This window comes from Pseudomonas sp. MG-9 (genome assembly GCF_018729515.1).
GTDB lineage: Bacteria > Pseudomonadota > Gammaproteobacteria > Pseudomonadales > Pseudomonadaceae > Aquipseudomonas > Aquipseudomonas serboccidentalis.
In genome coordinates this window covers 749048-773414 of sequence record NZ_JAHHZH010000002.1, presented here as the reverse complement: position 1 = coordinate 773414, position 24367 = coordinate 749048, and the positions used below count along the sequence as shown (strand labels likewise).

General features: G+C 61.7%; 19 protein-coding genes. 6 read left to right on the top strand and 13 right to left on the bottom strand.

Annotation, left to right across the window (positions count from 1 at the left end):
• The first annotated feature begins 212 nt into the window (after nt 1-212).
• Entirely contained in the window at nt 213-2123 is a 1911-nt protein-coding gene (estP, locus tag KKQ10_RS08160; protein ID WP_127647771.1) for an esterase EstP, read from the top strand.
• Nucleotides 2124-2262: 139 nt separating this feature from the next.
• On the opposite strand, the gene trpE is transcribed toward estP, so the two are convergent.
• The 10 genes from trpE to KKQ10_RS08110 form a co-directional block, all read right to left on the bottom strand.
• Nucleotides 2263-3744, bottom strand: coding sequence for an anthranilate synthase component I (gene trpE, locus KKQ10_RS08155; RefSeq protein WP_003228804.1), 1482 nt, complete (start codon nt 3742-3744; stop codon nt 2263-2265).
• 70 nt (nt 3745-3814) lie between these two features.
• Entirely contained in the window at nt 3815-4633 is an 819-nt protein-coding gene (locus tag KKQ10_RS08150) for a phosphoglycolate phosphatase (RefSeq protein WP_215500752.1), read from the bottom strand.
• Complete coding sequence (gene rpe / locus KKQ10_RS08145) at nt 4630-5304, bottom strand: ribulose-phosphate 3-epimerase (protein ID WP_003228808.1); 675 nt, start codon at nt 5302-5304, stop codon at nt 4630-4632. Before rpe ends, KKQ10_RS08150 begins: the two co-directional genes overlap by 4 nt.
• Before the next feature lie 113 nt (nt 5305-5417).
• Nucleotides 5418-6566 carry an iron-containing alcohol dehydrogenase gene (locus KKQ10_RS08140; RefSeq protein ID WP_215500751.1) on the bottom strand — a complete coding sequence of 383 codons (1149 nt, stop codon included), beginning with the start codon at nt 6564-6566 and terminating at the stop codon, nt 5418-5420.
• Nucleotides 6567-6768: 202 nt separating this feature from the next.
• Nucleotides 6769-7593, bottom strand: coding sequence for an ABC transporter permease (locus KKQ10_RS08135; protein WP_007966446.1), 825 nt, complete (start codon nt 7591-7593; stop codon nt 6769-6771).
• Between the two features lie 12 nt (nt 7594-7605).
• A complete protein-coding gene (locus tag KKQ10_RS08130) occupies nt 7606-8853 on the bottom strand; it encodes an ABC transporter permease (protein WP_127647774.1) in 1248 nt (415 codons plus the stop codon).
• A 241-nt stretch (nt 8854-9094) separates the two neighbouring features.
• Complete coding sequence (locus tag KKQ10_RS08125; RefSeq protein ID WP_215500750.1) at nt 9095-10138, bottom strand: ABC transporter substrate-binding protein; 1044 nt, start codon at nt 10136-10138, stop codon at nt 9095-9097.
• 49 nt (nt 10139-10187) lie between these two features.
• Nucleotides 10188-11312, bottom strand: a complete 1125-nt coding sequence (locus KKQ10_RS08120) for an ABC transporter ATP-binding protein (RefSeq protein WP_215500749.1) — start codon at nt 11310-11312, stop codon at nt 10188-10190.
• Between the two features lie 352 nt (nt 11313-11664).
• On the bottom strand, nt 11665-12294 hold the full coding sequence (locus tag KKQ10_RS08115) for a response regulator (RefSeq protein WP_003228820.1): 630 nt from the start codon (nt 12292-12294) through the stop codon (nt 11665-11667).
• 105 nt (nt 12295-12399) lie between these two features.
• Entirely contained in the window at nt 12400-14682 is a 2283-nt protein-coding gene (locus tag KKQ10_RS08110) for a PAS domain-containing sensor histidine kinase (RefSeq protein ID WP_215500748.1), read from the bottom strand.
• 74 nt (nt 14683-14756) lie between these two features.
• Between KKQ10_RS08110 and KKQ10_RS08105 the strand changes: the two genes are divergently transcribed.
• The gene (locus tag KKQ10_RS08105; protein WP_215500747.1) at nt 14757-15746 is read left to right on the top strand and encodes an alpha/beta hydrolase family protein; all 990 of its coding nucleotides are present in this window, start codon (nt 14757-14759) and stop codon (nt 15744-15746) included.
• A gap of 101 nt (nt 15747-15847) precedes the next feature.
• On the opposite strand, the gene KKQ10_RS08100 is transcribed toward KKQ10_RS08105, so the two are convergent.
• The 3 genes from KKQ10_RS08100 to KKQ10_RS08090 are packed head-to-tail and all read right to left on the bottom strand — an operon-like array spanning nt 15848 to nt 18304.
• Entirely contained in the window at nt 15848-16615 is a 768-nt protein-coding gene (locus KKQ10_RS08100) for a TerB family tellurite resistance protein (RefSeq protein ID WP_215500746.1), read from the bottom strand.
• 1 nt (nt 16616) lies between these two features.
• Complete coding sequence (gene murU, locus KKQ10_RS08095; protein WP_215500745.1) at nt 16617-17288, bottom strand: N-acetylmuramate alpha-1-phosphate uridylyltransferase MurU; 672 nt, start codon at nt 17286-17288, stop codon at nt 16617-16619.
• Complete coding sequence (locus KKQ10_RS08090; RefSeq protein WP_215500744.1) at nt 17285-18304, bottom strand: aminoglycoside phosphotransferase family protein; 1020 nt, start codon at nt 18302-18304, stop codon at nt 17285-17287. Before KKQ10_RS08090 ends, murU begins: the two co-directional genes overlap by 4 nt.
• Before the next feature lie 130 nt (nt 18305-18434).
• Between KKQ10_RS08090 and KKQ10_RS08085 the strand changes: the two genes are divergently transcribed.
• Genes KKQ10_RS08085 through rsmA form a run of 4 tightly spaced genes read left to right on the top strand, consistent with a single transcriptional unit; the run spans nt 18435 to nt 24328 of the window.
• On the top strand, nt 18435-21233 hold the full coding sequence (locus KKQ10_RS08085) for an LPS-assembly protein LptD (RefSeq protein ID WP_215500743.1): 2799 nt from the start codon (nt 18435-18437) through the stop codon (nt 21231-21233).
• On the top strand, nt 21214-22530 hold the full coding sequence (gene surA / locus KKQ10_RS08080; protein ID WP_127647782.1) for a peptidylprolyl isomerase SurA: 1317 nt from the start codon (nt 21214-21216) through the stop codon (nt 22528-22530). Before KKQ10_RS08085 ends, surA begins: the two co-directional genes overlap by 20 nt.
• Nucleotides 22527-23516: a 4-hydroxythreonine-4-phosphate dehydrogenase PdxA gene (gene pdxA / locus KKQ10_RS08075; protein ID WP_215500742.1), complete on the top strand. Its 990-nt coding sequence runs from the start codon at nt 22527-22529 to the stop codon at nt 23514-23516. The genes surA and pdxA overlap by 4 nt, the downstream gene beginning before the upstream one ends.
• Nucleotides 23513-24328 carry a 16S rRNA (adenine(1518)-N(6)/adenine(1519)-N(6))-dimethyltransferase RsmA gene (rsmA, locus tag KKQ10_RS08070; protein WP_215500741.1) on the top strand — a complete coding sequence of 272 codons (816 nt, stop codon included), beginning with the start codon at nt 23513-23515 and terminating at the stop codon, nt 24326-24328. The genes pdxA and rsmA overlap by 4 nt, the downstream gene beginning before the upstream one ends.
• The last annotated feature ends 39 nt before the right edge of the window (nt 24329-24367 follow it).

Genomic DNA, 24367 nt, shown 5'->3' with positions numbered 1-24367 from the left:
TGATGACTTGATCCAGAAGTTTGCTGACGATCAACACGGGGAAGGTCTCGTTCATACGTTCCGGCACAGTAACTTAGCTGGGCAGAGCGTGCAATATGGCGGGGCCGGCGGGGGATCAAACTTTTGCAGGGTTCACGACCGATGGCAAAAGGCCGGAAGTTTTTGGTACTGTCGTTTCGTTCACCTACAACAATAAATAAACGGACTTGCTCATGATCAAACAGACGTTGTTTGTACCGCTCGCCGGATGCCTGCTCGCCATGGCATGCGCCCAGGCCTACGCAGCACCCGCTCCCTACTCCAATTTCATCGTTTTCGGCGACAGCCTGAACGATGCCGGGACCTTCAAGGACACCGGCGGTCCGGCCGGCGCCACCCAGCGCTACACCAATCGCACAGGCCCACTCTACAAGGATGGCACCGGCGAAAACCGCAACCTCAACGCCACCCAGATCATCGGCGGCAAACTGGGCTTCAGCCCTGATCAGACCGCCTCCTCGTCCTCGGCTGTACGCGCTGGTGAAGGTTTGGCGGACGGCAACAACTGGGCGGTGGGCGGTTACCGCACCGACCAGATTCTCGACTCGATCACCACGCAGTCCGCCACCGGCGAACGCACCCGCAGTGGCTACCTGCCTTCGAACGGCTTGCGCGCCGATCCGAACGCGCTGTATTACCTGTCCGGAGGCGGTAACGACTTCCTTCAGGGCCGTGTGCTCAGCCTCGACCAGGCCAGCTCGGCAGCCGATCGCCTGGCCGATAGCGTGCGTACACTGCAAGGCGCCGGCGCCAAATACATCATGGTCTGGCTGTTGCCGGACATCGGCCTGACCCCGGCGATCAACGGCTCGCCGCTGCAGAGCTTCACCTCGCAACTCAGCGCCCAGTTCAACACCGAACTGGTCAGCCAGTTGCAGGGCATCAATGCTGAAATCATTCCGCTGAACATTCCGGTGCTGCTCAAAGAAGCCTTCGCCAACCCGGCGCAGTTCGGCCTCGCGACGGATCAGAACCTGACGGCCACCTGCTTCAGCGGCAACAGTTGCACAGAGAACGCCAAGTACGGCATCAACAGCGCTACCCCGGATCCGACCAAGCTGATCTACAACGACTCGGTGCACCCGACCGAAACCGGCCAGCGCCTGATTGCCGATTACGCCTATTCGCTGCTGGCGGCACCGTGGGAGCTGACCTTGCTCCCGGAAATGGCCCAAGGTTCGTTGCGCGCGCATCAGGATGAACTGCGCAACCAATGGCTGGCCGATTGGGAAAACTGGCAGGCCGTGGGCCAATGGCGCGCCATCGTCGCCGGCGGCGGTCAACATCAGGATTTCGACGGCCAGCACAGCGCCGCCAGTGCCGACGGCAACGGCTACAACCTGAACATCGGCGGCAGCTATCGCCTCAACGAAGCCTGGCGTGTGGGTGTGGCCGCCGGTCTCTACCACCAGAAACTCGAAGCCGGCGACGCTGACTCCGAATACAAACTCAATTCCTACATGGGCACCGCGTTTGCCCAGTACCAGCAAAACCGCTGGTGGGGCGATCTGGCGATGACCGCCGGCAAACTCGACTACGACAGCCTCAAGCGTAAATTCCAGCTGGGGGTCAACGAGCGTGGAGAAAAAGGCGATACCGACGGCTACGTACTGGCGATCAGCGGCCGCCTCGGCTACGACATCGCGCAGCAGGCCAGCAGCCCGTGGCACCTGTCGCCGTTCGTCAGCGCCGATTTCGGCAAGACCGAAGTGGATGGTTACTCGGAAAAAGGCGCGGACTCCACGGCGCTGACTTTCGATGACCAGTCGCGCAACTCCCGGCGTCTGGGCGTGGGTATTCAGGGCAAATACCAGATCACCGCGCAGACCGAAGTGTTCGGCGAATTCGCTCACGAGCGTGAGTACAACGATGACCGGCAGGACCTGACCATCAACCTCAACAGCCTGCCGGGCAACCGTTTCACCCTCGAAGGCTACGAGCCGCAGACCAATCTCAATCGCCTGAACCTGGGCGTGAGCCACAAGCTCACTCCGGATCTGGCCCTGCGCGCCAGCTACAACGTGCGCAAGGATGATGACTTTACCCAGCAAGGGGTCAACGTCGGCGTCAGCCTCGATTTCTGAGGCTGAAAAGCAAAAAATCGCAGGCTGCGCCAGCTCCTACAGGGTTAGCGCAAATACAAAAAACGCGGCGTCCTTACGGGCGCCGCGTTTTTCATGGCCTAAACACAAGCTCGCTCCCACAGAGGAGGATTGTGTGGACTCAGCTTTCCGGGGTTTGCTCGGCCAGGGCCACCGCGCGGAACATCGCGCGGCGCTTGTTCAGGGTTTCTTCCCATTCCAGCGCCGGCACCGAGTCGGCCACGATGCCGCCACCGGCCTGTACGTGCAGTTCACCGTTCTTGATCACCGCGGTACGAATTGCAATCGCGGTGTCCATGTTGCCGTTCCAGGCGAAGTAACCGACCGCCCCGCCATACACGCCACGCTTGACCGGCTCCAGTTCGTCGATGATTTCCATCGCGCGAATCTTCGGTGCGCCAGACAAGGTACCCGCCGGCAGAATCGCCCGCAGTGCATCCATTGCCGTCAGCCCGGCCTTCAACTGGCCGGTGACGTTGGAGACGATGTGCATCACGTTGGAATAACGCTCGATGACCATTTTCTCGGTGAGTTTCACCGAGCCGATTTCCGAGACACGACCGGTGTCGTTACGACCCAGATCGATCAGCATCAAGTGCTCGGCGATTTCCTTGTCGTCCGACAGCAGGTCCTCTTCCAGCGCCAGATCGGCTTCTTCGGTGGCGCCACGCGGGCGGGTACCGGCAATCGGGCGCACGGTGATCAGGTTGTCTTCGACCCGCACCAGCACTTCCGGCGAACTGCCAACGACGTGGAAGTCGCCGAAGTTGAAGAAGTACATGTACGGCGTCGGGTTGAAGCAGCGCAGTGCGCGGTACAGATCGATCGGTGCGGCCTTGAAGTCGATCGACATACGCTGCGACGGCACAACCTGCATGCAGTCACCGGCAAGGATGTATTCCTTGATGGTGTCGACGGCTTTTTCGTAGTCGCTCTGAGTGAAACTGGAGCGAAACACCGGATCAGCCGCTTGCTGCTTGCTGAAGTCCAGGCCACGGCGCGGCGTGATCGGCTGGCGCAGCTTTTCCAACAGTTCCTGCAATTGCGCCTGGCCCTGCTCGTAAGCATCGGCTTGCGCCGGGTCGGCCAGGACGATGGCGTGCATCTTGCCGGCGAGGTTGTCGAACACCACCACCGCATCGGAGACCATCAGCAGAATGTCCGGCACGCCCAGCGGATCCGGGTTCGGGCATTTGCCCAGACGCTTTTCCACGTAGCGCACACAGTCATAACCGAAGTAACCGACCAGGCCCCCGTTGAAGCGCGGCAGACCGGCGATGGTCGGCACGTTGTAACGGGCCTTGAAGGTTTCAACGAAGGCCAGCGGGTCTTCGACGTCATGGCTTTCGGTCTCGACGCCATCGACGGTGATGCTCACGTGATGGTCATGAACCCGCAGCACGGTGCGGCACGGCAGGCCGATGATCGAGTAACGGCCCCATTTCTCGCCGCCCTGCACCGATTCGAGCAGGTAGGAGTTGGGCTGGTCGGCCAGTTTCAGGTAGATCGACAGCGGCGTGTCGAAGTCGGCCAGGGTTTCGCAGGCCAACGGAATGCGGTTGTAGCCGTCAGCGGCCAAGCGCAGGAATTCTTCGCGGATCATGAGGTGCCTCGTGGTGTGAGGTGCTAACAGTCAGGTATGCAAACGCGCCGGCGAGCCGGCCAGGAATCAGTCAGGCGCGCCAACGCCAGCGGGCCAGGGCCTTGATGACTTTCATCCAGAGTTTGCGGGTGACCACCACGATGGCGTTTCCAGAATGGGATTGAGAAGCGTCGGCCAACGTTATCTCAGCGGCTGTACCGAGGCAACCGGGAATTAGCTTGCGCAGATCATCGATCACCAGCGCCGGGGATTCCTCGGCAATCGGCCGGCCATGGTTGTAGCCATAGCTCAGCGCCACGCACTTGACCCCTGCCGCTTTCGCCGCCAGCACGTCGCTGCGCGAGTCGCCGACGAACAGCGATTGCGAGGCCGGGATGTTGGCCATTTTCATCACGAAGAACAGCGCAGCCGGGTCGGGCTTCTTCTGCGGCAGGGTGTCGCCGCCGATGATCCACTTGAAGTAGCGGCCGATCTTCATCTGATCCAGCAGCGGCGCGACAAAACGCTCCGGCTTGTTGGTGATCAGCGCCATCGCCACGCCCTGCTTGTGCAGCCATTTGAGGGTGTCGCGCACGCCGGGATAGACCACGGTCAGCTCATGGCTCGCGCCGTAGGCGTCCATGAACACTTCCAGCGCGTGCTCGGCCTCGACGTCATCCACCGCCGAATGATCGATGCCGCCGGCCAGCGCCCGGCGCACCAGCACCGGGGCGCCATTGCCGACCCACTCGCGCACCGACGCGATGCCGGCAGGCTTGCGGCCGAGGGAGAGCAGCATGGTGTCCACCGCCGCCGCCAGGTCGGGAACCGAGTCGATCAGCGTGCCATCCAGATCGAACATCACCAACCGTGGCAGTTGCCCCGGGAACAGCTGCTCAAAACCGCTCATGGGCGCGCCAGCGCCAGTTCGGAACGCATCTTGTCGATGACTTCCTGATAGTTCGGCGCATTGAAGATCGCCGAGCCGGCGACGAAGGTGTCCGCACCGGCCGCGGCGATTTCACGGATGTTGTTGACGTTGACGCCGCCGTCGATTTCCAGACGGATGTCGCGCCCCGAAGCATCGATGATCGCCCGCGCTTCGCGCAATTTGTCGAGGGTGCCGGGGATGAATTTCTGCCCGCCGAAGCCTGGGTTGACGCTCATCAGCAAGACCATGTCGACCTTGTCGATCACGTACTTGAGCACGTCCAGCGGGGTCGCCGGGTTGAACACCAGACCGGATTTGCAGCCGCCCTCACGGATCAGTTGCAGCGAACGATCGACGTGCAGCGTGGCTTCCGGGTGGAAGGTGATGTAGGTGGCGCCGGCCTCGATGAAGTCGCCGACGATGCGATCCACCGGGCTGACCATCAGGTGAGCGTCGATCGGCGCGGTGATGCCGTACTTGCGCAGTGCCGCGCAAACCATCGGACCGATGGTCAGGTTCGGCACGTAGTGGTTGTCCATGACATCGAAGTGAACGAAGTCGGCACCGGCGGCCAGAACGTTGTCCACTTCTTCGCCGAGGCGGGCGAAGTCGGCGGAGAGAATCGACGGAGCAATTACGAAGGGCTGCATGACGCACCTTTTCTGAGCTAAATCACGATGGCGCGCATTGTAGCCTCATGCTTTGACGCGCGCACCGTAACCGCGATGATTGGGTTGTGCCATGAGTGGTGACCGAGCGCGACTCAGTAAGCCGCGCGGTAGATCTTTTCGATGTCCGCAGCGCTGAGCTTGCGCGGGTTGTTGCGCATCAAACGCTCGATCCCCGCGGCCTCCACGGCCATGGCCGGGATCGCCTCTTGCGGCACACCAAAGCTGCGCAGCCCGGCAGGAATCTCCACCGCCGCACACAGTTCAGTCATGGCCTGCACGGCTTTATCCGCTGCCTCCGAGGCACTCAGATGGGCGGCCTTCACCCCCATGGCTTCGGCGATATCCTGCATGCGCTCGACGCAGGCCATCTTGTTCCAGGTCATGACATACGGCAGCAGCAAGGCGTTACTGACGCCGTGGGCGATGTTGAAACGCCCGCCCAGCGGATACGCCAGCGCATGCACCGCGCCGACCCCGGCATTGCCGAACGCCATGCCGGCCATCAGGCTGGCGGTGGCCATGTCTTCGCGGGCCTGCAGATTAGCGCCGTTGGCGTAAGCCTTGGGCAGCGCCCCGGCGATCAGTTTGATCGCGCCAATGGCCAGCGAGTCGGTGATCGGCGAGGCGTTGAGCGACAGATAGGATTCGATGGCATGCACCAGCGCATCGACGCCACTGGCGGCGGTGACGCTGCGCGGGCAGGTCAGGGTCATTTGCGGGCTGACCAGCGCGACGTCCGGTAATAGATAGTCGCTGACGATGCCTTTCTTCAGTTGCGCGACCTTGTCGGAAAGAATCGCCACGTTGGTCACTTCCGAACCGGTGCCGGCAGTGGTCGGGATAGCGATCAACGGCGGGCCTTTGCGCGGCACCTGATCGACGCCGAACAGGTCCTCCAGCGCGCCGTGGTAACCGGCGTACGCCGCCACGCTTTTGGCGATGTCGATGGCACTGCCACCGCCAAGGCCGATCAAGCCGTCATGCCCGCCCTCGCGGTACACGCGCATGCAATCTTCGACGATGGCGATTTCCGGGTCCGGCAGCACACGGTCGAAAATCTCGTAGTCACGACCGCCCAATTGGCACAGCGCCAGCTCCACGGTGCCAGACTTGACCAGCGCGGCGTCGGTGACGATCAGTGGGTTGTCGATATCCAGGCGAGCGAGTTCCGCCGCCAGTTGCTCGATGGCCCCGGCGCCGGTGATCAGTTTGTGAGCGATTTTGAACTGGGACAGACTCATCGTGCGCAGCCTCTTATAGATCTGGGAGCTGAGCACAAGCGTAGCTGAGGGTTTGGGGTTGTCTGGTATTCAGGGCATGAATGACCGCGAGAGTCCTTTAAACAATTACCCCCTGTAGGAGCTGCCGAAGGCTGCGATCTTTTGATTTTGTTTTTAAGATCAAAAGATCGCAGCCTTCGGCAGCTCCTACAGGGGATCAGCGTCAGACCTGAGCGGTACGCAGTTTTTCGCTGCGGCCGCGCAGCCATTCAAGAGTCAGCAGCAGAATTACCGAGAACGCAATCAGCAAGGTTGCCGCAGCGGCAATCGTCGGGCTGAGGTTCTCGCGGATCCCGCTGAACATCTGCCGTGGCAACGTCGCTTGCTCCGGGCCGGCGAGGAACAGCGTCACCACCACCTCGTCGAATGACGTCGCAAAGGCGAACAGCGCCCCGGAAATCACCCCGGGAGCAATCAGCGGCAGGGTCACCCGGCGGAACGTGGTCAGCGGCGAAGCCCCGAGGCTCGCTGCCGCCCGCACCAGGTTGTGGTTGAAACCCTGCAACGTCGCCGACACGGTGATGATCACGAACGGTACACCCAGCACCGCGTGGACCACGATCAGCGAAAAGAAACTGTTGCCCAGCCCCAGCGGCGCGAAGAACAGATAACTGGCGACACCGATGATCACCACCGGCACCACCATCGGCGAAATCACCAGCGCCATCACCAGCGATTTGCCGGGGAAGTCGCCACGGGTCAGGCCGATCGCGGCCAATGTCCCGAAGACCATCGCCAGCACCGTTGCGGCGGGGGCGACGATGATGCTGTTCTTCAGCGAACGCATCCATTCGGCCGAGGCGAAGAAGTCCTGATACCAGTGCAGGGAGAAGCCCTGCAGCGGATACACCAGGAAGCTGCCCGAGTTGAACGACAGCGGCACGATCACCAGCACCGGCAGAATCAGAAACAGCAGGATCAGGCCGCAGAGAATCCGCAAGCTGTAGAACCACACCCGTTCGATGGGCGACATGTAAGGACTCAGCATTTCAAATTCCCCTTAGCTCAGGCGCAGGCGACTGGCGCCCACCAGCCAGCTGTAGATCAGATAAAGCACCACGGTCGCCAGCAGCAGCAAGCCGCCCAACGCGGTGGCCATGCCCCAGTTGATGCTGGTGTTGGTGTAGAACGCGACGAAGTAGCTGACCATTTGATCGTTCGGGCTGCCGAGCAGCGCCGGGGTGATGTAGTAGCCGATGGCGAGGATGAACACCAACAGGCACCCGGCGCCGACACCGGCATAGGTCTGCGGGAAGTACACCCGCCAGAAGCTGGCGAACGGGTGGCAGCCCAGCGAGATGGCGGCGCGCATGTAAGTCGGCGAGATGCCTTTCATCACGCTGTAGATCGGCAGAATCATGAACGGCAGCAGGATGTGCACCATCGAGATGTAGACCCCGGTGCGGTTGAACACCAGCTCCAGCGGTTTATCGATGATGCCCATCGCCATCAGTGCGCTGTTGATCAGCCCGCCCGATTGCAGCAACACGATCCACGCCGCGACCCGCACCAGAATCGAGGTCCAGAACGGCAGCAGCACCAGAATCATCAGCAGGTTGCTCTGGCGTGACGGCAGGTTGGCCAGCAGATAGGCCAGTGGATACGCCAGGAACAGGCAGATCACGGTGATGACCAGGCCCATCCAGAAGGTGCGGGCGAAGATGTCGAGATAGATCGCCTGATCCGGGGTGGCCGGGGCCAGTTCGCCAAGGTCGTCGATACGATGATCGACTGCCGCCAGCAGGTAGTACGGGGTGATGCTGCTGGTGTTGCGCTTGACCGCTTGCCAGTAGGCCGGATCGCCCCAGCGCTCATCGAGGCCTTCGAGTGCTTCTTTATAGGAGGCCGGTTCGCTGGCAAACGGCAGCGCCCGGGCCGTTTTGGTCAGCAGGCTGCGATAGCCGGCCAACTCCATGTTCAAGCGCTTGGACAGATCGCCCAGCGTCTGGTTTTTCCGGGCTTCGGCAAGGTCTTCACCCGCCGCTTTGTACACCGGTTCAGCGGGCAGGCCGCGGCCGTCCCAACTGGCGATGGCCGCCACGGTGCGCGGCATGCCACCGACCACTTCCGGGTTGCCGACGCTTTTGTAGAGCAGCGCCACGATCGGCACCAGGAACACCAACAACAGAAACAGCACCAGCGGCGCAATCAACGCCTGGGCTTTCCAGCGGTTGACCCGCTCGGCGCGCTTGAGCTTCTGCTTCAAGGTGGGGCTGGCGCCCTCGTTCAGGGGAACGGCGATGGCCATGACGTACTCCGCAAATCTTTGATCGTTACAGAGGTGGCGAACCACCTCTGTTGTGTTGAAACACCCTGCCTGAGGATGGCGACTCCCTGTGGCGAGCGAGCTTGCTCGCGCTGGGCTGCGAAGCGGCCCCAAAATTGTGTTGGCACTGCCAATTTTGTGAGTGCTGCGCACTGGTGCGCCAGCCCGGTCAAGCGGGAGCAAGCTCCCTCGCCACAAGAGCCCCCATCCAGGTGGAGCCGGGTTATTTCGCCGCCCAGGAATTGAAGCGCTGTTCCAGTTGCTCGCCGTTGTCAGCCCAGAAGCTGACGTCGATCTGCACCTGGTTGGCGATGTTTTCCGGGGTGGTCGGCATGTCTTTCAGCACGTCCTTGCTCAGCAGCGGAACGGCTTGGGTGTTGGCCGGGCCGTAGGCGATGTTTTCCGAGTAGGTCTTCTGCTGTTGCGGCTGGACCGAGTAGGCGATGAATTTCTTCGCTGCTTCGGCGCGGGTCTTGTCCAGACCTTTCGGGATGGCCCACGCGTCGAAGTCGTAGATACCGCCGTTCCACACCACTTTCAGGTTGGACTCTTTCTGCACCGCAGCGATACGGCCGTTGTAGGCCGAGCTCATGACCACGTCACCGGAAGCGAGGTACTGCGGCGGTTGCGCGCCGGCTTCCCACCACTGGATGCTTGGTTTGAGTTCATCGAGCTTCTTGAACGCACGGTCCTGACCGTCCTTGCCGGCCAGCACTTTGTAGACGTCTTTCGGCGCCACGCCATCGGCCATCAAAGCGAATTCCAGGGTGTACTTGGCGCCTTTGCGCAGGCCACGCTTACCCGGGAATTTCTTGGTGTCCCAGAAATCGGCCCAGCTGGTCGGCGCGGTTTTCAGCTTGTCGGCGTTGTAGGCCAGCACGGTCGACCAAACGAAGAAGCCCACGCCGCAAGGCTGGATCGCGCCCTTGACGTAATCTTCGGACTTGCCGAACAGCGCCGGGTCCAGCGGTTCGAACATGTCTTCATCGCAGCCACGGGCCAATTCCGGCGATTCGACTTCCACCAGGTCCCACGACACGCTCTTGGTGTCGACCATGGCTTTGACCTTGGCCATTTCGCCGTTGTACTCGCCGGCGATGATCTTACCGTTGCCCGCCGCTTCCCACGGTGCATAGAAGGCTTTGACCTGCGCAGCCTTGTTCGCCCCGCCAAACGACACCACAGTCAAATCGGGGCCCGCGGCCATTGCGCTGGCCGCACCCATCAGGCCCAGGGTCAGGGCGGTGAACTTCAGGGATCTCAACATTTATTGTTCTCTCCACGTGCAGGGTTGGTGTTGGTATTGCGGGGGGCGATCAGTTCGCCTCTAACAGCGGATCAAGCGCGCGAACGTGCTCGACCTGCCAGCCAAGCGGTACCACGTCCCCGACCGCGAGCGCTGGATCGAGCTCGGCAATCGGCTGTTTCACGAAGAAGTCGGTCTTGCCGCAGACTTCCAGGCGCACCCGGACGTGGTCGCCCAGATAGATGAATTCCGCCACCCTCCCTGAGAAGCGGTTGACGCATTGGTCGCTCGAGCCATTGAGGCTGACGCGTTCCGGACGGATCGACAGGGTCACCGGTTCGCCGGTCTGGCCGACATTGACCGCCAGCGCCTCGACCTTCTCGCCACGGCCCAGCTCGACCACGCAGCGCTCACCGCTCTGGCTGAGCAGGCGGCCATTGAGGCGGTTGTTCTCGCCGATGAAGTTGGCGACAAAGGTGTTTTTCGGCTCTTCGTAGAGGGTGCGCGGCGGGGCGATCTGCTGAATCTCGCCCTGATGGAACACGGCCACGCGGTCGGACATGGTCAGGGCTTCGCCCTGGTCGTGGGTCACGTAGACCACGGTCACGCCGAGGCGCTGGTGCAGGTGTTTGATCTCCATCTGCATGTGTTCGCGCAGTTGCTTGTCGAGCGCGCCCAGCGGTTCGTCCATCAACACCAGTTGCGGTTCGAACACCAGCGCCCGGGCCAGCGCCACCCGCTGTTGCTGGCCACCGGAGAGTTGCGCCGGATAACGCGAAGCAAAGGCGTCGAGCTGGACCATGCTGAGGACTTTCTTGACCTTGTCGCTGACATCGCTCTTGTTCAGACCGCGTACGGTCAGCGGGAAGGCGAGGTTCTCGGCGACGGTCATGTGCGGGAACAGCGCGTAGTTCTGGAACACCATGCCGATGTCACGCTTGTGCGGCGGCACGTTGTTGATCGCGCGCCAGGCCAGCAGAATCTCGCCGGCGGTCGGCGTTTCGAACCCGGCGAGCATCATCAGGCTGGTGGTCTTGCCGGAACCGGACGGCCCGAGCAGGGTCAGGAACTCGCCTTTGCGAATGTCCAGGTTAAGGTCTTTGACGATCAGGTTCTCGCCGTCGTAGCTCTTCTGCACTCCACGAAAGCTGACCAGCACGTCACTGGCCCCTGCGTTTGAATCGACCTGGCTCATACCCACACCTTTGTTATTGGTAACTGCTGTGGATTAAGCCTAGTGGCTGGCGCCAGCCGCGCAAATCGGGGCGCAGGAGAGAATCACCTCAGCCGGATGGAAGGTTGGGGGTAGGGATTGCCCTACAAGGATGGCGCGTTTTGGCAAACGCAGCGGCAAGCGACAAGCTACGAGCCGCAAGAACAGGCAAAAGCGGTTGTCGCTAACAGATATGCCTCCATTCACGAATTTGAAGGAGGTCCCCTGTAGGAGTGAGCCTGCTCGCGATAGCGGTGGCCCAGTCGCTGTAGTACTGCCTGACAGAAAGCTATCGCGAGCAGGCTCACTCCTACAGTTTTGATTGCGGTGAACGTCAGAGGAGTTTGTGTTCCATCGCGTATTTGACCAGTTCGGCCAGCGAAGTGATGTTGAGCTTCTGCATCAACCGCGCCTTGTGGGTGCTGATGGTCTTGCTGCTCAGGGCCAGTTGCTGGGCGATGTCGTTGACGTTGGCCCCCTGGGCCAGGCGTTCGAACACCGAGAACTCGCGCTCGGACAGCAGCGAATGCAGTGGACGCGTGTCAGTCAGACCGACTTCAAAGACCATTCGGTCGGCCAGCTCCGGGTCGATGTAGCGCCCGCCGGCCGCCACCTTGCGGATGGCCGTCAGCAACAACGCCGGATCACTGTCCTTGGTCGCATACCCCGCCGCGCCCACCTTCAGAGCGCGGGCGGCCATCTGTGCTTCGTCATGCATCGACAGCACCAGAATCGCCGGCGGATTGTTCAGCGCACGGATCCGCGGGATCGCCTCCAACCCGTTGACCCCGGGCATCGAGATGTCCAGCAGCACCACCTCGCACGGCACGCTGCGCAGGGTTTCCAGCAACTGCTCGCCATTGCTCGCCTCCCCCACCACTTGCAGATCCTTGGCCAGGCCGATCAATTGCTTGATCCCTTCACGGACGATGGTGTGGTCTTCGGCTACCAGTACACGGATCACTTGCACTCTCCTCGGTTGTGGTTTTTAACGGCAAAAGATCGCAGCCTGCGGCAGCTCCGACAGGGGAACGCGATCAATGCAGGAGCTGCCGCAGGTTGCGATCTTTCAGCGATCCACCGGCACCCACACATTCAGACTGGTGCCCTCCCCCGGCTCACTCTCAAGCAGCAAGCGCCCGCCCATGATCAGCACCCGCTCGCGCATGCCGACCAAGCCGAAGGACGTCGGCCGATCGGCCGCCGCGACAAAGCCTACGCCATCGTCGCTGACCGTCAGACACAATTCGTCGCCTTCCAGCGCCAGCGTCAATTCCACAGTATGCGCCTGGGCATGCCGCATCACATTGGTCAGCGCTTCCTGCAGAATCCGGAACAGCCCGATCGCCTTGGCATCGCTGAGCGCCGGCAGATTGTCCGGCACCTGCACCAGACACGGAATCTGCGTGCGCGCCTCGAACCGCCGCGCCTGCCATTCAATCGCCGAGGCGATCCCGGCATCGAGGATCGGCGGGCGCAGCGCCGTCGCCACATCGCGCACCAACTGGAACAACTGGGCGATCAGGCGCTTCATGCTGTTGAGCCGCTCGTTCAGCCCCGGGTCGAGTTGCGCATAGGCCAGCTCGCACATCGAGGTTTCCAGTTTCAGCACCGTGAGCATCTGCCCCAGCTCATCGTGTACTTCCCGGGCAATGCGCGCCTTCTCTTCTTCACGCACGCTTTCCAGGTGCGCCGACAATTCGCGCAACTGCTCACGGGACGCGGCCAGTTCCAGTTCGATGCGCTTGCTTTCGCTGATGTCCCAGACGATGCCGTCCCAGACATAGGCGCCGTCCTCCAGTTGCCGGGTGATCGCCTTGATCTCGGCCCAGCGCTGTTCGCCCTGACGGGTGAGGATGCGGCCCTGCCACGACCAGTCACTGTCGGTGTCCAGCGCCTGATCCTGAGTCTGGTGGTAACTGGCCCTGTCGTCGGGATGCACCAGACTGCGCAGGCCCATGTCACGGTGCGCGATGGCGGCAATGCCTTGCAGGCGCGCCTCACTTTCCTGCAAGGCGGCCAGGGCGCGGCGACGCTCGGTGACGTCGGTGAGATAAACCACCAGATACTCGCTGTCGCGAAACCGCAGGAAACTCAGCGAGACGTCCGCCGGCAGGACACTGCCATCGGCACGCACGCAGCTGGTTTCAAAGCTCAGCGGCCCTTCTTCACTGGCCCGCGCGCGTTTCCACAGGTTGAGCCAGCGGTCCATGTGCAGGCCGGGTTCGAAGTCGATCAGCGGCCGCTCGATGAGCGCGCCCTGTGGGTAACCGAGCATGCTTTCCGCCGCACGATTGGCGTAGCGCACATGGCTGTCCCAGTTGACCCAGAGAATGCCAACGGTGCTTTGATCGATGGAAAACTGGGTCAGGCGCAAGGCTTCTTCACTGGCCGCGCGCAGGGCGATGTCTTCTCGCGCCGACCGTAACCGCTGCTCAAGGCTGTGTTGCTGGCGGCGCTGCCACCAGACGATGGCGATGCAACTGAGGAGTAGCACGGCGAACAACAGGCTCAGGTTCTGCCAGAATCCCGGCGACTCCGACAGACGCGGATATTTGGGTTGCAGCCATTGCGTGTGCAGGCGCTCCAGATCCTTGGCCGGGATCGCTCGCAAGGCGCTTTCGACAATCCCGGCCAGCTGCGGCCAGTCGCGTCGCGTGGCGACCCGCAGCAATTGCGGCAGGCCGATATCACCGACCACCACCAACCCGGCGAACTCAGGTTCGGCGGACAAGCGCCCGAGCTGCGCTTCATCCACCACGGCGTAAGACGCCTGCTGACTCAACAACAGTTGCAGCGCCTGTCGCTCCAGCGGCACGCCTTGCAGATTCAGGTGCGGATAATTGCTGCGCAGATAATCGGCGGTGGCGCTGGGCATGCGCACGGCGACGCGGGCCAGGCTGTCGACTTTCTCCAGCTCCACCACGCCGCTGCTCTTCTGATCGCTGACCACCAGTTGCGGCACGCGCATGTACGGATCGGAAAACAGCCACAGACGCAGCGCGCCCGGGGTCTGGGTCAGCCCCGGGGCGATGTCGATTTCGCCTTCGCGGGCAGCGTCTTCCAGTTGCGCCAGATCCTGAAAATTGCGCCAGCTCAACTCGACGTTCAACGTCTTGGCCAGTGACTTCATCAATTCGACGTTGGCCCCGGACAGTCGCTGCAAGCGCCGGTCGTATTGCGCGTACGGCGCCTGCAGGACCAGACCGACGCGCAACTCTCGGTGCTGCGCCAGCCACTGCTGCTCGCTGGCGGTCAATGACACTGCATGCGCCGCAGGCGCAGACGCCGCCCAGCCCATCAAGGGAAAACACAACCAGCCGATAACCCACAGGCAGCAAAAACGCATCATTGAAGTCTCTTACACTGACAAATTCTGACCAACCCATTAGGCTGCCGGGATACTTTTCTGGCCTGGAATAACCGATGCCCTCTGTCTACCGCCTGGCAATGCCAGCATTGTGCCTGTCGCTGATCCTGCCTTGTGCGTTTTCCGTCGAAGCCGCCGATCCGGCGCCCGCCTCCACCGCCGAGCAACCGGCCGCTGAAAAACCAGCCGAACGCCAGCCACTGCTTGAGCGTAGTCAGGAAGAGGCCGCAGCACTCGAACGCAAAGTCCCGGCGCAAGAACAGCAGCAATTGCAGGCCGGCACCGACACCTTCCTCGCCCTGTGGAAACCGGCCAACACCGCCGAGCCCAAGGGCGCGGTGATTATCGTCCCCGGCGCCGGCGAAACCGCTGACTGGCCACAAGTGATCGGCCCGCTGCGACGCAAATTGCCCGACGTCGAGTGGAGCAGCCTGAGTATCACCCTGCCCGACCTGCAAAGCGATGCCATCGCACCGCGGGTGATTGCCGCCCCGGCGGCGCCGAAAGCCCCGGAAAGCGGCAGCAAGGATTCCACCACCGCGCAACCGATCGAGCAGGCGGCCGGCGGTGAAGCGGAAGTCGCGGAGCAGGTGGTTGCTGAAACCAGTGAAGAGCAAGCCAAGGCTGACGCCGAACGCATCTTCACCCGCATCGACGCCGCGATTGCCTACGCCGAACAACAAAGTGCCCGGCACATCGTGGTGCTGGGTCACGGCACGGGGGCTTATTGGGCGGCGCGGTTTCTGAGCGAGCGGCAAACGGCCCAAGTGGAAAAATTCGTCATGGTCGACGCCCAGGCCCCGGCCAAGGCTCAACCGCAACTGGCCGAGCTGACGCCGACATTGAAGCTGCCGACGGCCGACATTTTCTACATGGACAAGGCGCTGGATCGCAACGCAGCCCTGGAACGCATGCAGGCCAGCAAGCGCTTGAAGACTTCAGCGTTCAGCCAGGTCGCGCTCAAGGCATTGCCGGATAAAACGGCTGAGCAGGAGCAACTGTTCCGCCGGGTTCGCGGTTGGTTGAATCCACAGAAGACTGACTGACACAAACAAAATCAAGAGATCGCAGCCTGCGGCAGCTCCTACAGGAAACGCCTTCCAAAATAGGAGCTGCCGCAGGCTGCGATCTTTTGATCTTTTAACCGCTAGCGAAAATCCCGCCGCGCCCGAATCAGCGAAAACGCGTTGTGCAGCTCGCGGGTTTTTTCGGTCGCTTCACGCACCTGCTCCGGCGTCGCACCGCTGCCGGCAATCTTGTCCGGATGATGACGGCTGAGCAGGCGCCGGTAAGCTCGCTTGATCTGCGCCGGTTCGCTGGTCACCGACACGCCGAGCAGACGCATCGCCTCCTGATAACTCACCGCCGCACTGACAATCGGGCGTTTGTGCGGCTCATAATCACTGGCCAGCGCCTGGATCTGGTGCGTTGTCCACCCCAGCCACTTGCCCCACTGCGCCAACAGTTCACGCTCGCTGACGCCGGCGCGACCGTCGGCCCAGACCATCCGCCAGCAGGCGCGCAACACGCCTTCGGCAGCATGGGGCTGGGCACTCAGACGCCGTAGATAGCCGCGCAAATGGTCACCGCCGGACTTGCCGCGATTGAACGCGGCGATCGCCCGACGCCGCGCCGGCTCGCTCATTTCCAGAGCGTTCATTTCATTGCGCGCCTGCTGGATATGACCGTCCGTCACCCGCCCATCACTCTTGGCCAGACGCCCGAGCAACACGAACAGCAGCTCGTCGTTGCGCAACATCGGCCGACCGCCGAGTTTTTCCCGCAGATGCCCCCAGCTCTGCAAATGCAGGCGCCGATCCAGCGCCTGTCCCAACAACGCCCCAAGCATGGCCCCCGGAATGCTGGCGATCGCAAAACCCGCTCCGGCTCCAATCAGAGTCCCTGGCCACAACATATCAACGACTCGCTTTTATCAATGCTTCAGCTTCGGCCAGACGCTCATGCGTACCGACATCGACCCAATGGCCTTTCAGACGCTCGCCCGTGACCTGCCCTTGCGCCATGGCCTTGCGCAGCAGCGGTGCAAGCTTGAACGCGCCGTCCGTGCAGCCATCGAACAACTGCGGATGCAGCACGGCGATGCCGCTGTAGGTCAGGGTTGGCGAATCCGGCTGGCCATCGGTCACCTGACCGTCGGCCAAGGTGAAATCGCCAGTCGGGTGATGGGCCGGGTTGTCAGCCAGCACCAGATGGGCCAGACCATTGATCGGTTGATGCAGCACGCTGAAGTCGTAGTCGGTCCAAATGTCGCCGTTGACCACCAGGAAGGCATCGTCACCGAGCAACGGCAAGGCGCGGAAAATCCCGCCGCCGGTTTCCAGCGGCTCACCTTCCGGCGAATACTGGATGCTCACGCCGTACTGCGAACCGTCGCCCAGGTAATCCTCGATCTGCTGACCGAGCCAGGCATGGTTGATCACGATTTCGCTGAAACCGGCCGCCGCCAGCGCCCGCAGGTGATATTCGATCAATGGCACGCCGCCAGCACGCACCAGCGGTTTTGGGGTGGTCAGGGTCAGCGGGCGCATGCGCTCGCCCTTGCCTGCCGCCAGAATCATCGCCTTCATGCAGTCACTCCGCCACGCAGACTGGCGAGCAACGCCTGCAGCTCCGCCAACTCAGGACGACGCGCAATCACCGCTTCTATATAGGCGAAGAAGCGCGGCACGTCGGCCAGATAGCGCGGTTTGCCATCGCGATGGCAGATGCGGGCAAAAATGCCGATGACTTTCAGGTGGCGCTGCACGCCCATCAGGTCACTGGCACGCAGGAAGTCTTCGAAGTCCGCCTGCACCGGGATGTTCAGCGCCGAGGCTTGCTGCCAGTAATTCTCCAGCCAGCCACGCACCCGCTCTTCAGGCCAACTGAGGAAGGCGTCCTTGAACAGGCAAGTCACGTCGTAGGTGACCGGGCCATACACCGCATCCTGGAAATCCAGCACGCCGGGATTCGGCTCGCTGAGCATCAGGTTGCGCGGCATGTAGTCGCGGTGCACCAGCACTTTCGGCTGGGCCAGGGCGCTGTCGATCAGCAGATCGCTGACGGCTTGCCATTGTTGCAGCTGTGCCGCGTCGAACTCGACACCCAGCTCGCGCTTCACGTACCACTCGGGGAACAGTTCCAGCTCGCGGCGCAACAGCGCCACGTCGTAACTCGGCAGCGGTGCCACCATCGGCAATTGCTGAAAAGCCAACAGCGCCTGCAAGGCATCGCTGAACAGAGCGTCGGCATTTTCGCCGTCGATCACGTCCAGATAGGTCTTGTTGCCCAGGTCATTGAGCAAAAGAAATCCGCGTTCGAGGTCTTCTGCATAAATTTTCGGCACGTTAATTCCGGATTTCGCCAGCAAAAAGGCGATATCCACGAACGGTTTGCAGTTTTCCTGGGGTGGTGGGGCGTCCATCACGACGAAGCTGCGGCCCTCTCCTTCCCAGCGGAAATAACGCCGGAAACTCGCGTCGCTGCTGGCCGCGGTCAACGTGGCCGGGGGCACGGTGCCCCAGCCCTGATCTGCAAACAGGATTGCCAACTGCTCATCGAGCCAAACTTTCAGGTGTTGCAAGCGTACATCTTGGTCAGGCATTGCAAGGGTCTCCGACGGCGCTAGCCGTCAAGCGGGTCATGCTTTATTATCCAGCATCTTTTTCAGACCATCGAGAGGCGTGCGGCCCACACCGCGGGCAGATGGCACGCAGGAAGCCCGGACTAATAAGATGGCATTGAAATCCCCCGCGTTTCGTAAAAAATTTCCGTTGTTGGTAACCGGCAGTCTGCTGGCTATGCAACCTCTGGCCAGTCAATTCGTTGTTGCCGCCGAGCAGTATGACTGCGCCGTCTCGGCAACGGGTGGCTGGGCGTGTGCGCCCAAGACGCCGGCGGCTGCATTGCCGCCGCGTCCGGTGCATGACGGCAGCGCTGTCAGCGCCGCCGGCGAAGCCCCGGCCCAGAACGGTTCGACTTCCGACACCGGCGCCAAGCCTGTGCTGGTCACCGAAGCCAAGGGCCGCGGCCTGAAATCCCGTAGCGAAGACTACAGTCACCTCGACTGGGTTCCGCGCGAGAAGCTCACCGCCGCCCAATTGGCCGAGACCGGTCCTTACTGCTCTGGTTCCTATATCGAACCGATTCGTCCTGGCATGAATGACAAGACGAATAAAAGTGACGCACCGACCTTTATCGGCGCCAAGGCCTCGCGCTACAACACCGAAGATCAGGTGGGTACGCTGGCCGGCGACGTGGTTCTGCGTCAGGGCAGCATGCAGGTCGAGTCCGACGAGGCCAGCCTGTATCAGGCCGAGAGCCGCGCCGAACTCAACGGCGACGTACGCATCCGCGACAACGGCGCGCTGATCGTCGGCGACCACGCCGATGTGCAGCTCGATACCGGTGAAGCCAAGGTCGACAACGCCGAATACGTGATGCACAAATCGCGCATCCGCGGTAACGCGCTGTACGCCAAGCGTGCCGAGAACGCGATCATCCGCTTGAAGGACGGCACGTACACCACGTGCGAACCGAACAGCAACGCGTGGCAGCTCAAGGGCAACAACATCACCCTGAACCCGGCCACCGGCTTCGGTACCGCGACCAACGTGACGCTGCGGGTCAAGGACATTCCGATCCTGTACACGCCGTACATCTACTTCCCGATCGACGACCGTCGCCAATCGGGCTTCCTGCCGCCGACCATCGGCACCGGCAGCGATACCGGCTTCATGCTGGTGACTCCGTACTACTTCAACCTGGCGCCGAACTACGACGCCACGTTGTACCCACGTTACATGAGCAAGCGCGGCATGCTGGTCGAAGGCGAATTCCGCTACCTGACCAAGTCCAGCGAAGGCCAGTTCGGTGCGGCGTATCTGAACGACGAAGATACCGATCGCAGCAAGCAGACCGACTACGAAAAAAATCGCTACATGTACAACTGGCAGCACAAGGGCGGTCTCGACTCCCGTGTGATGACTCAGGTTGATTACACCAAGATCAGCGATCCGTACTACTTCCAGGACCTGACCACCGATCAGATCGGTGTGAAGAGCGCCGACTACGTGAACCAGCAGGGTTCGGTGACCTACCGCGGTGACAGCTACGTCGCACGCCTGAATGCTCAGCAGTACCAACTGGCTACTGTTTCGAACATCACGCCTTACGGTCGTCTGCCGCAGATCACCTTCAATGGTCAGCTGCCGTATCACCCAGAAGGTCTGAACTTCGATTACGAGACCGAGATTGTGCGGTTTGATCGTGATCTGCAAAACGGCAACTTTACCGATGAAGATGGCACCATCTCGCCGCGCCTGGATACAAACGTTCAGGGCCTGGCGCGCGCCAACGGCGACCGTCTGAATCTGAAGCCAGGCGTCAGCCTGCCGATGAACTGGACCTATGGCTTCCTCAAGCCATCGCTCAAGTATCAGTACACCCAGTACCAATTGGATCTGGACGGCACTGGCAAATCGCAGATTGCTGCAATGTCGCCGGAAAACCAGAAGCTCAATGGCAAGTTCGACAGCAACCAGAACCGTGGTGTGCCGATTGCCAGCATCGACAGCGGCCTGTACTTCGACCGCAACACGTCGTACTTCGGCAAGAACTATCGCCAGACCCTGGAACCGCGTCTGTTCTACCTCTATGTACCCAAGGTCGATCAGGAAGACATTCCGGTATTCGATACCAGTGAATACACCTTCAACTACGCGTCGCTGTTCCGCGACAACCGCTTCTCCGGCTCCGACCGTGTCGGCGACGAGAACAAGCTGTCGCTCGGTGTGACCAGCCGCTGGATCGAAGACAGCGGTTTCGAGCGTCAACGTATCAGCGTCGGCCAGGCGTACTACTTCAAGGATCGTGAAGTCCAACTGCCAGGCGTCGCGTTCAAGGATCGTAAAGATGCGCAGTCCGACGTATCGCCCTACGCGCTGGAATACGAATACCGCTGGAACCGCGACTGGCGCACCACGGCCGACTACAACTGGGACCCGGACAGCCGCAGCCCTCGCTCGGGTAGCGCGATGTTCCACTACCAGCCTGAAGACAACCCGAACAAGGTGGTCAACGTCGGTTATCGCTATCGCAACGACCAGGTTCGTTACGACCAGAACACCGGTAAATGGTCGGTGGGTGGCGGCGACTACGGCACACCGGGTCAGCCTGGCTACGTGAAGGACTACTACAAGATCCAGCAGCATGACTTCTCGGTCATCTGGCCGATCGTTCCGCAGTGGAGCGCGATCAGCCGCTGGCAGTACGACTACAACCGCAACCGTACGCTGGAAGCCTTCGGTGGTTTCGAGTACGACAACTGCTGCTGGAAACTGCGCCTGATCAACCGTTACTGGGTTTCCTACGACGAATTCAGTCAGGAAGCTCCGCAAAACGAAAAAGGCGACCACGGCGTCTTCCTCCAAATTGTTCTGAAGGGACTCGGCGGCCTGACTGGCGCCAAGGTAGAGAGCTTCCTCGACAAAGGCATCCAAGGTTATCGTCAACGTGAAGACCAAGCTTTCTGATTGTCTGCGCCCGCTGCTGCTGGGCGCGCTGTTCCTGGGTACTGCGGCCAACGCCGCAGTACAGTCCATCGATAAAGTGGTCGCTATCGTTGATAACGATGTGGTCATGCAGAGCCAACTGGACCAGCGTGTCCACGAAGTTCAGCAGACCATTGCCAAGCGTGGCGGCGGCATGCCGCCTCCGGGCGTGCTGGATCAGCAGGTGCTCGAGCGCCTGATCGTCGAAAACCTGCAACTGCAGATCGGCGAGCGTTCCGGCATCCGCATCACCGATGAAGAACTGAACCAGGCTGTTGGCACTATCGCCCAGCGCAACAACATGACCGTGGATCAATTCCGCGCGGCTCTGGCTCACGACGGTCTGAACTATGACGACGCCCGTGACCAGATCAAGCGCGAGATGATCATCAGCCGTGTGCGTCAGCGCCGCGTGGCAGAACGCATCCAGGTCTCCGAGCAGGAAGTGAAGAACTTCCTCGCCTCCGACCTGGGCAAGATGCAACTGTCCGAAGAGCTGCACCTGGCCAACATCCTGATTCCAACGCCGGAAAGCGCCAACTCTGAAGCGATTCAGAGTGCTTACCGTCAGGCGATGGACGTTTACCAGCAACTCAAGCAAGGCGCTGACTTCGGTCAGATGGCCGTGGCCAAGTCCGGCAGCGACAACGCACTGGAAGGCGGCGACATGGGCTGGCGTAAAGCCGCACAACTGCCACCGCCGTTCGACCGTGAGCTGAGCAGCATGGCCGTTGGCGACATCACTCAACCTGCACGCACCCCGGGTGGTTTCATCATCCTCAAGCTGCTGGCAAAACGCGGTGGCGAAGCACAGATGCGCGATGAGGTGCATGTGCGCCACATCCTGGTCAAGCCAAGCCCGATCCGTGATGAAGCCAAGACCAAAGCTTTGGTGCAATCGCTGTACGACCGCATTCTGGCGGGTGAAGACTTCGCTGAACTGGCGAAGAACTACTCCGAAGACCCGGGCTCGGCACTCAACGGCGGCGACCTGAACTGGATCGACCCGAATGCACTGGTACCGGAATTCCGCGAAGTGATGGCCAAGACCCCGCAAGGTCAGCTGTCCAAGCCGTTCCAGACCCAGTACGGCTGGCACGTGCTGGAAGTCCTTGGCCGCCGCGCCACCGACAGCACCGAGCAGGCCCGCGAGCAACAAGCGATGACTGTTCTGCGTAACAAAAAATACGATGAAGAGCTGCAAAACTGGCTGCGTCAGATTCGTGAAGAAGCCTACGTAGAAATCAAACTCCCTGGTGCAGACCAGGCAGCGCAGTGAAACCCAAGCGTTTCGCGCTGACACCCGGCGAACCAGCCGGCATCGGTCCCGACCTGTGCCTGCTGCTCGCCTCGCAAGCCCAGCCACACCCCCTGATTGCCATCACCAGCCGCGACCTGCTCCTTGAGCGGGCCGCGCAGTTGGGGCTGGCCGTCACTTTGCTGGAGGTGGCACCCGGTCAATGGCCGGACGCGCCGGCGCCGGCAGGCAGCCTGTACGTCTGGGACACCCCGCTCAGCGCCCCCGTGGTTGCCGGGCAACTGAACAAGGCCAACGCCGCGTTCGTCCTCGAAACCCTGACCCGCGCCGGCAACGGCTGCCTGAACGGCGATTTCGCCGGGATGATCACCGCCCCCGTACACAAGGGCGTGATCAATGAGTCCGGCATTGCCTTCTCCGGGCACACGGAGTTTCTCGCCGACCTGACCCATACCGCTCAAGTGGTGATGATGCTCGCCACCCGCGGTTTGCGCGTGGCATTGGTTACCACCCACCTGCCCCTGCGCGAGATTGCCGATGCGATCACACCGGAGCGGCTGGAGCGGGTCACGCGGATTCTGTACGCCGACCTGCAAGACAAATTCGGCATCGCCCGGCCACGCATCCTGGTTTGCGGACTCAACCCGCACGCCGGTGAAGGCGGACACCTGGGCCATGAAGAAATCGACATCATCGAACCTACCTTAGAGCGCCTGCGCGGCGAGGGCATGGACCTTCGTGGCCCGCTGCCTGCCGACACTCTGTTTACCCCCAAATATCTGGAGCACTGCGACGCAGTGCTGGCGATGTACCACGACCAGGGCCTGCCCGTGCTGAAGTACAAAGGCTTCGGCGCTGCGGTCAACGTGACCCTTGGCCTGCCGATCATCCGCACATCGGTTGATCACGGCACCGCCCTGGATCTGGCCGGCAGCGGCAAGATCGACACCGGCAGCCTGCAGGTTGCCCTGGAAACCGCCTACCAGATGGCCGAGACCCGTTTATGACCGAGCAATACCAACACAAGGCGCGCAAACGCTTTGGCCAGAACTTCCTGCACGATGCCGGCGTCATCGACCGCATCCTGCGCTCCATCAGCGCCAAGCCTGACGACCGCATGCTGGAAATCGGCCCGGGCCAGGGCGCACTGACCGCCGGCCTGCTCAGCTCCGGCGCGCAACTGGACGTAGTGGAGCTGGACAAGGACCTGATTCCGATCCTCAACCAGCAGTTCGCCGGCAAGAGCAACTTCAACCTGCATCAGGGCGATGCGTTGAAGTTCGACTTCAATACGCTGAACGCCGCACCGAACAGCCTGCGCGTGGTCGGCAACCTGCCGTACAACATCTCCACACCGCTGATCTTTCACCTGCTGAACAACGCCGGCATCATCCGCGACATGCACTTCATGCTGCAAAAGGAAGTGGTCGAGCGTCTGGCGGCAGGCCCGGGTGGCGGTGACTGGGGTCGCCTGTCGATCATGGTTCAGTACCACTGCCGCGTGGAACACCTGTTCAACGTGGGGCCGGGCGCATTCAACCCGCCGCCGAAAGTCGACTCGGCCATCGTCCGTCTGGTGCCGCACGCGGTGCTGCCGCACCCGGCCAAGGATCATCGCCTACTGGAGCGCGTCGTTCGTGAAGCCTTCAACCAGCGTCGCAAGACCCTGCGCAACACCCTCAAGCAATTGATGACGGCCGCCGAAATCGAAGCCGCCGGCGTCGACGGCAGCCTGCGTCCCGAGCAACTGGACCTCGCCGCGTTCGTGCGTCTGGCCGACAAGCTCAGCGAGCAAGCCCCCGCCCCCATCGCCGACTGACAGGCGATGAACGCTATCGGGCAGGACGCCACTCTGGTT

Excerpts from the sequence above, each read along its gene's own strand:
- trpE (WP_003228804.1), bottom strand. The coding sequence starts at position 3,744 with ATGATCCGCGAAGAATTCCTGCGCTTGGCCGCTGACGGCTACAACCGC.
- KKQ10_RS08140 (WP_215500751.1), bottom strand. The coding sequence starts at position 6,566 with ATGAGTCTGTCCCAGTTCAAAATCGCTCACAAACTGATCACCGGCGCC.
- KKQ10_RS08105 (WP_215500747.1), top strand. The coding sequence starts at position 14,757 with ATGCCCTCTGTCTACCGCCTGGCAATGCCAGCATTGTGCCTGTCGCTG.
- KKQ10_RS08100 (WP_215500746.1), bottom strand. The coding sequence starts at position 16,615 with ATGTTGTGGCCAGGGACTCTGATTGGAGCCGGAGCGGGTTTTGCGATC.
- KKQ10_RS08135 (WP_007966446.1), bottom strand. The coding sequence starts at position 7,593 with ATGCTGAGTCCTTACATGTCGCCCATCGAACGGGTGTGGTTCTACAGC.
- rsmA (WP_215500741.1), top strand. The coding sequence starts at position 23,513 with ATGACCGAGCAATACCAACACAAGGCGCGCAAACGCTTTGGCCAGAAC.
- KKQ10_RS08085 (WP_215500743.1), top strand. The coding sequence starts at position 18,435 with ATGGCATTGAAATCCCCCGCGTTTCGTAAAAAATTTCCGTTGTTGGTA.
- rpe (WP_003228808.1), bottom strand. The coding sequence starts at position 5,304 with ATGCAGCCCTTCGTAATTGCTCCGTCGATTCTCTCCGCCGACTTCGCC.
- KKQ10_RS08110 (WP_215500748.1), bottom strand. The coding sequence starts at position 14,682 with ATGATGCGTTTTTGCTGCCTGTGGGTTATCGGCTGGTTGTGTTTTCCC.
- estP (WP_127647771.1), top strand. The coding sequence starts at position 213 with ATGATCAAACAGACGTTGTTTGTACCGCTCGCCGGATGCCTGCTCGCC.
- KKQ10_RS08125 (WP_215500750.1), bottom strand. The coding sequence starts at position 10,138 with ATGTTGAGATCCCTGAAGTTCACCGCCCTGACCCTGGGCCTGATGGGT.
- KKQ10_RS08130 (WP_127647774.1), bottom strand. The coding sequence starts at position 8,853 with ATGGCCATCGCCGTTCCCCTGAACGAGGGCGCCAGCCCCACCTTGAAG.
- KKQ10_RS08090 (WP_215500744.1), bottom strand. The coding sequence starts at position 18,304 with ATGCCTGACCAAGATGTACGCTTGCAACACCTGAAAGTTTGGCTCGAT.
- KKQ10_RS08120 (WP_215500749.1), bottom strand. The coding sequence starts at position 11,312 with ATGAGCCAGGTCGATTCAAACGCAGGGGCCAGTGACGTGCTGGTCAGC.
- KKQ10_RS08150 (WP_215500752.1), bottom strand. The coding sequence starts at position 4,633 with ATGAGCGGTTTTGAGCAGCTGTTCCCGGGGCAACTGCCACGGTTGGTG.
- murU (WP_215500745.1), bottom strand. The coding sequence starts at position 17,288 with ATGAAGGCGATGATTCTGGCGGCAGGCAAGGGCGAGCGCATGCGCCCG.